Below are 7,124 nucleotides of genomic sequence, written 5' to 3'. Positions count from 1 at the left end.
CTCAACAAAGCCACCGTCATCATCCTGAAACGCCAACAACTGACGCTTGCGATAACTAAAATATGTAGGAATGATGCCCTGACGTTTTGCAAATTCAGTTTGGGTGAGACCACTTTGGGCTTGCTCGGCAAACAAGGCCAGCCATTGTTCTTTGGTACGGTGCATGATGATTACCCTGGCAGTTGATAATGGCAGACAGGGTAAAGTTGATCAGTTAGGATTGGAATGTGTGGTTGGCGTTACGCTTACAATAAAGCCACCCACCTCATGGAGCTTCTGATGCAAACTGCCACCAAAAGCCACATTCATTTCTTGAAAACCGCGACAAATACCTAATACAGGTACCCCAGCAGCAATAGCAGCGTGGATCAGCGGCAAGGTTGTCGCGTCACGTTTAGGATCATGGTGTGTACCAAGCTCACTCGGCTGGCCTGCATAAAGATGGGGTTCTACATTAGAAGGAGAGCCAGTAAACAAAATACCGTCAAGACGCTCTAAAATAGCGTCTATCGGTAAATCGCCACCTAAAGATGGGATCACTAACGGCCAGCCTTTCGCGCCATTAACTACGCCTAAAAGGTATTTTTCACCAACAATATTAAAGGGGTGTGATCCCAATTGTTGATTGCATGCAATAACACCTATGAGAGGTAAATCGGCTGACATATCTCACCTTTAGAATTGATTTTACTAGCATAACGAACACTTTGCCTTTAAATGTTCATTTTTTCACACAGTACACCGAAATTTAGCACTAGGCAAGAGGTTAAACACTTGTTAAAGGTTATTTAATCCACTTATTCTTAATAAGCATAAATAACATGTAGTTAAATGTATATTTACCCCTTTTCTCGCTAATTCATGTATATAAACCAGCGGTTACACCAGCATAAAGCTCACTTTTTACAGGGTAAATTAAACCGTATTCGAACCAAATTTGAACCAATATTATTTACACAAAGAAGAGGATATATAACCAATATGACAGGGTTAGAAAGTAGGTAATACCAATCGTATTAAATATCTGTTCATTCAGCGGGAGTTCAACGCGCTTTAGACAAGGCGAAGGCTTGAAGGCATAGTGGTGCTCTGTCGAAAGCCTTAAACGCAGTATAAAGTGCGTTGAAACCCGCCCTTCGGGAGCCTCACAGGCATCCCACTCCCGTGTTGCATTGACTTAAAAGGGAATGACCATTTCTGCGTCAATGCGCCTTGGATTGAAATGCCTGTGAGGCTCTGAACTGATTAGATATTTAATGTGATTGGTATAAATCCGCAGTAATGTTGAATAACAGTATTACGCCACTCACTTTTAGCGAATAAGTGGCCTAATATGTTGAATAATAGGATAAGTTAATGACTTAATTAGAAGTTTGCAGGCGTAGTCGCACTCACTAGGCGACAAGGTTCATCGAAGGGATTGCGGAATCTATGGGGCAATTCACTGTTAAAATAATAACTGTCACCCGCTTCCAAAATATACACTTCATCCCCAACAGTGAGTTCGAATTTACCTTCTATCACCATAGCGGCCTCTTCACCTTCGTGCTTTAGCATCTCTTCACCCGTATCTGAACCGGGTGGATAAATCTCATTCATCACTGACATTGCGCGGTTCGGGTAATCACGACCGATCAGTTTAAATTCAAGTGGTCCAGTACCGATATTCAGTAATTCATTGGATCGATAGACGACCTTTTGCTCACTATCCGTTGAGGCTTCAATGGAGAAAAAGTCCACTAAAGACATCGGGATACCCGACAGCACTTTTTTTAAAGAGCTGACTGACGGGCTAACACTGTTTTTCTCGATCATTGAAATCGTACTGTTAGTCACACCAGCACGTTTGGCTAATTCTCGTTGAGATAAGCCTTTCATTTTTCGAACAGTTTTGAGGCTGGCTCCAATATCCAAATTTCACATCCCCCTAAAGGCTCGGGTCAATCCCGATAGATGACGAACAGGTTGTTCAGGATAAACACCATCCAGAACGCATTTTCGCCCAAAAAGCGCGTGTTTTACTGCTTTCATTGTATTCTACATAAAAAGCGTGTTAAATAAAACGAACACTTTTTTGCGTCATGTTAAAAGTGTGATGAGTATACTGAGACAAGTCCAATTTACAATAAAAACAATTTTTGGGAGCCATAATGGCAAGCAAACCTCCAGTGCACAGCGAACAGTATCCACACTCTTATTATGTTGATACTGCTAAAGAAATTTACGCTTACCCACAACTCGAAGGCAATATCAATGCCGATGTCTGTATCGTGGGCGGCGGCTTTAGCGGTATCAATACCGCCATAGAACTCACACAGCGCGGTATGAGTGTCGTGCTGTTAGAAGCGAGGCGAATTGGCTGGGGCGCATCGGGGCGTAATGGCGGCGAACTCATTCGCGGCATAGGCCATGACCCTTCGCAATTTCAAAGTGAAATCGGCACTGAAGGTGTTCAAGCAATTCAACAGATGGGCTTTGAAGCCGTCGAAATTGTGCGAAATCGCATACAAGAACACAGTATCGACTGCGATCTGCAAATGGGTTATTGCGACTTAGCGGTAAAACCTCGTCACATGGATGAGCTTGAAGAAGAATTTAGCGCACTCAAGGCCATGGGTTATCAGCAAGAAATCAAGCTGTTAACTAAGCCACAATTAGGTGAAGTCATAGGCTCAGATTTTTATCAAGGCGCGCTAGTTGATATGGGTAGCGGTCATCTACACCCACTTAATCTTGCCCTCGGTGAAGCTCGCGTCGCCCGCAATCTCGGTGCTAGGTTGTTTGAGTACAGCGCTGCTGAAAAAATCATTCAAGGCGCCAAACCTAAGGTCATTACCGCTAAGGGCGAAGTCACATGCCAATACTTAGTGCTGGCGGGCAATGCCTATATCGGCCACAAACTTAATAGCTTTGTAGGGGGGAAAGTATTACCTGCAGGCAGTTATTTATTGGCAACAGAGCCCTTAACTGAGGCCCAATGCGCGAGTATTATCCCGCAAAACATGGCCTTCGCGGATATGCGAATTGCCTTAGATTACTTTCACTTATCCGCAGATCGTCGTTTGCTGTTTGGTGGCCTTTGTACCTATTCGGGTAAAGATCCCAAGGATATTGAAGCGGCACTGAGACCGAATCTTGAGAAGGTATTCCCGCAGTTAAAAGGGGTACGTATCGATTATGAATGGGGCGGTATGATAGGTATCGGTGCTAACCGTATGCCACAAATTGGTCGCCTTCCCGATGCAAATAATATTTTTTACGCCCAAGCCTATGCGGGACACGGCGTGAATGCCACTCACATGGCGGCAAAACTGCTTGCCGAGGCTATTTGCCAACAGGCGGGACATTTCGATGTGTTCGCTAAAATCAAACACATCACCTTCCCCGGCGGCCCAACATTCCGCTCACCTATACTCGCTGCAGGCATGCTGTATCACAGATTTAAGGACTTGTTTTAAGTCGCTTGTTACGCCTTGCCCACAGGATAAAAGGGATAGACCCAAGATAATGCACGACTAAAGCCACCAAGACGCCAAAGCCAATACCACTAGAAGTTAAAGGTATCCCTGGCTTAAAGTTACTGATGGTTTTCTCAAGATAATCAAAGCGAACAGGGTTAAACATATAGGCAGTTTTCTCAAACAAATTGCCCGTATTAAAAATCGCCACGCCCTGTGTTAACGCTTTATAAAGCGCCAGTGTCTGTACCTTTTGCTCAGCGTCGGCACGCACACTTGGCTCCTCATTTTGCTGGTGGCGGGCAATCATGGCATCAACATCAGCGTAATGATATTCCTTAGCCGTTGCCTCGTAACCTTCCACCTGCCATCGAGTGGATTCATAAAGGCCTGATAAAAATTGCTGATAATGATCAGCCAGTTGTGGTAACTGTAAGGCAATCACTAAAATAAATCCAAATACCAACTTATCGATCAATCTCGCTATCAAAGGTTTCTCCTTGGCATTTAGCCAAACGACGTAGAAGTCACATGATGTTCAACAAAAACCACGCTAACTTAATTAATCTACAGCACTAATTTCAATGGTGATACTCAATTAACACTCTATCGGCAGATCGTTACGGCTGCCCCAATCCGCCCATGAACCGTCATAGAGGATGGGATTTTTATGCCCCGCGGCGACCGAAGCTAAGATCAAAATACACGCCGTAATCCCGGAACCACAGCTGAATATCCTTGCGGATTTATCCCCTGCTAGCCCTTGATAAATAGACTGTAGCTCACTGACCGTTTTGATTTTATTACCATCGAGTACTTGAGCGAAGGGTAAATTAACCGAGCAAGGAATATGCCCAGAGCGCACACCGGGGCGCGGCTCACTCACTTGCCCTAAAAAGCGAGGCGCACCACGGGCATCGACAATCGCCGTTCCGGCATCTTCAATTCGTGATAACACGGCCTCGGCATCCATCACAAGCTCGGGGTGGTATTGCAGCACATCCGCCAAAGTATCGATATCCGTCGGGCCATAATCGACGCCTTCGGCTTGATAACGCGATGAGGTAATGCGGTCTTCTTCAATCCATTGAGGCAAGCCACCATCAAGCACATAGACTCGATTAAAGCCCATGACTTTAAAGGTCCACCACGCCCGTGGAGATGAATAAATGCCTTGGTTATCATAGATAACAATAACACTGTCGACCTCAATCCCAAGTTGGGCTATCCCTTGGATGAATTGCTCAAACGTCGGCAAGGCATGAATTTGGGTTGAAGTCTTATCGCAAAACACATTTTCCAAGTCGAATCGACGTGAGCGCGGAATACAAATAGGCTCATCGTAAACTAAGGGTTCTTTACCAATAACGGTTTCCATACTGGCATCGAGCAAGACTAAATTGGGATCGGTGAGATGTGCTTCGAGCCACTGCGTACTAACAAGTGGGTATTCCATAGCGAGTCCTTTTACTGTTATCCAAATCTGCCGATAGTCTCTCACCAAATGCCGTAAAGCCCAAATATCAGCTTAACAAATTGTCTGCTTTGGGATTTTATTTAAAAGCGCCGACTCGGTTTTATGCGCTCAATTATTAGTGCATTCAATCATTAGATTGCAGCGAAGCCGTGTTTTGAAGAGAGTGCTTTCAAACTGCTCATTTTTAATGATGCCGCTTTCAAAACGATCCTGTCGATATGGCCGTGTTCGAGATAGCCGTTTTCGCAAAAGTCCGTTTCGAGACAACTATTTTCAAAATAGCCGCTATTTAATGACTTCTATTTTCACGTCAATCAAGCCAGAAGAAGTGTTGCCTATGCTACTGAACGCCGATTTAGACAGATCAATAATGCGGCCACGCACGAAAGGCCCTCTATCATTGATTTTTACAATCACACTTTTGCCATTATCGACATTGGTGACCTTAACACTCGAGCCAAAGGGTAACTTTTTATGCGCTGCTGTCTTTAATTTATGTTTGTAAAGTTCACCGCTGGCCGTCTGCTTATTCTGATGTTTATCCCCATAAAATGAAGCCTGACCAGCTTCCGTGAATCCCACCCAGTTTCCATTCTCACCCGTCTGCATTGAAGAACAGCCGGCCAAAAAGCTTAGCAATGCCAGTACAAATAGTTTCACGACATTGAACTGCCTAATTGGGTTTTGAAGTGCATTCACATGACACCCTCTCTAATGAGTGAACGCTTTGCTGACGAGTGATTGGCTCAGCAAAAATCACTGGGAAATAACGAACAACCTTAGATGGCAAAGCTCAAGACCTGCATCCTAAAAGATCAAAATAAGAAACAATAAATTTCCACGAGGCTACAGCAGTTGCACGCTAAAATCACGTATTTACAGGTGAATGCTCTTACTTTGAGATAAAATATGCAGTCATAACGAGGCGTTGTTTCCTAATTTAGATCGGTAAACAAAGCCCTAACGAGTTAACACTTCATGGATAATCTCAAATTTGGGTTCTTTACCACTTGGCCATGTAGGTTTCTTTATGGGGTTTTCAAAGGTGGTCAGCCAAATATCAAGATCACTGGAACCAGACAAACAACCCATAAACGCAAAATACATTCCACTATTTATCATGTGACGGGCAAACTGAATAGCGTCTTCAAGAGTGCCCTCTTCCCAGTTATGTGTGAACGTTTCATCATCCCATACCCATTTAATGGGGACTCCACTTTCATCACAAGCGAAGAACCTTACATTTCGATAACCTTTACTTGCTGTTTTTAGAGAATTTATAAAACTTTCTCTGGTGTTATCGAATCTTTTTTTAAACTCTTCAATATCTAGATCTTTGCTAATAAAGTTCTTCATACTTGCCCTAGAGGTAAATACTACCAACGGTATGACATAACCACACACAAAAAATTCTATCCAATGAGCCCAGTGACTGATGTCGTTTAGCTCTGTTAGAAGCTAATTATGCCAAAGATTGGTATTCATTGCTGCCATTATGAAACAACCTAATTTCGATACTTTTTATTTCTTTTTTAGAGGAAATCAATTGCTCCACCAACCAAATATAACCGATTTCATATAGCTTATTTTGTAGGGAGAACAAATCATCTTCTGGCATATTGTCTATATCAACATTCAATAATTGATACCAATTAAAGGCTTTAAATTCTGAAACATCCTCAAACTCACATACTGCGGTTAAAAGCCATGCGCCATTCATCATAGAGGCTATATCGACAAAAAAATCGCAATATGCCTCACCTTGATTCTTACAAGAAATCGCATATTCCCTAACAAGTTCCATAAAATCAGATTTGTAACTATCGAGAGCTTTACTGACGATTGCCCCAAACTCTTCTACGTTGTTCATACTTGCCTTCTTATTCAATGATCTAAGCACCCTATAATATCACAAATAACTTACAACACTTTTCACACTATGCCATATATGGACGCCTCAGCTTTTACAACACCGTTGAATGATTGGTTCACTACCATATATTCGGCGTCTAAATAGGCTTTTTTACCCGCGCCATGATGTAAATCCGAAACCTATTACCTTATCACTACATCGGCATTTAATGCCTTGGCACAGTCAGGCTCTAATAGGTACGGTTGACCGTTTATTCATCAGTGCATGTAAACTGTTACGTGATACTTAACGTCTTACGCAAACGCTTTATTAACGT

The 7,124-nt window shown here is 43.1% G+C and carries 8 protein-coding genes and 1 pseudogene; 1 reads left to right on the top strand and 8 read right to left on the bottom strand.

The genetic code is table 11. The features are described 5' to 3' along the window. From tnpA to L5M10_RS22825, 3 genes and pseudogenes are all read right to left on the bottom strand, one after another. The coding region (tnpA, locus tag L5M10_RS22835) for an IS66 family insertion sequence element accessory protein TnpA (RefSeq protein ID WP_411569122.1) at positions 1–165 on the bottom strand (165 nt) is incomplete at its 3' end. 84 nt (positions 166–249) lie between these two features. Then, positions 250–666: pseudogene (locus L5M10_RS22830) on the bottom strand (gamma-glutamyl-gamma-aminobutyrate hydrolase family protein); the annotation flags it as partial. Between the two features lie 699 nt (positions 667–1,365). Next, positions 1,366–1,914, bottom strand: a complete 549-nt coding sequence (locus L5M10_RS22825; RefSeq protein ID WP_028760885.1) for a cupin domain-containing protein — start codon at positions 1,912–1,914, stop codon at positions 1,366–1,368. 236 nt (positions 1,915–2,150) lie between these two features. Between L5M10_RS22825 and L5M10_RS22820 the strand changes: the two genes are divergently transcribed. After that, a complete protein-coding gene (locus L5M10_RS22820; RefSeq protein WP_263160868.1) occupies positions 2,151–3,458 on the top strand; it encodes an NAD(P)/FAD-dependent oxidoreductase in 1,308 nt (435 codons plus the stop codon). Here the strand turns inward: L5M10_RS22820 and L5M10_RS22815 are convergent. From L5M10_RS22815 to L5M10_RS22795, 5 genes are all read right to left on the bottom strand, one after another. Next, positions 3,442–3,948, bottom strand: a complete 507-nt coding sequence (locus L5M10_RS22815; protein ID WP_028760887.1) for a DUF2937 family protein — start codon at positions 3,946–3,948, stop codon at positions 3,442–3,444. The two genes, L5M10_RS22820 and L5M10_RS22815, sit on opposite strands and share 17 nt — an antisense overlap. A 108-nt stretch (positions 3,949–4,056) precedes the next feature. Beyond that, entirely contained in the window at positions 4,057–4,914 is an 858-nt protein-coding gene (locus L5M10_RS22810; RefSeq protein ID WP_263160870.1) for a sulfurtransferase, read from the bottom strand. 306 nt (positions 4,915–5,220) lie between these two features. After that, on the bottom strand, positions 5,221–5,634 hold the full coding sequence (locus L5M10_RS22805; RefSeq protein ID WP_131525451.1) for a septal ring lytic transglycosylase RlpA family protein: 414 nt from the start codon (positions 5,632–5,634) through the stop codon (positions 5,221–5,223). A gap of 261 nt (positions 5,635–5,895) precedes the next feature. Next, positions 5,896–6,291, bottom strand: coding sequence for a hypothetical protein (locus L5M10_RS22800; protein ID WP_105249914.1), 396 nt, complete (start codon positions 6,289–6,291; stop codon positions 5,896–5,898). A gap of 106 nt (positions 6,292–6,397) precedes the next feature. Next, positions 6,398–6,805 (bottom strand): hypothetical protein, encoded by a 408-nt coding sequence (locus tag L5M10_RS22795; protein WP_219234052.1) that lies wholly within the window; start codon positions 6,803–6,805, stop codon positions 6,398–6,400. Positions 6,806–7,124 lie beyond the last annotated feature (319 nt).

Source organism: Shewanella sp. SM32 (assembly GCF_025654235.1).
Taxonomy (GTDB): domain Bacteria; phylum Pseudomonadota; class Gammaproteobacteria; order Enterobacterales; family Shewanellaceae; genus Shewanella; species Shewanella oncorhynchi.
The sequence above is the reverse complement of the archived record's forward strand: the minus strand, read 5'-3'. Positions and strand labels throughout refer to the sequence as shown.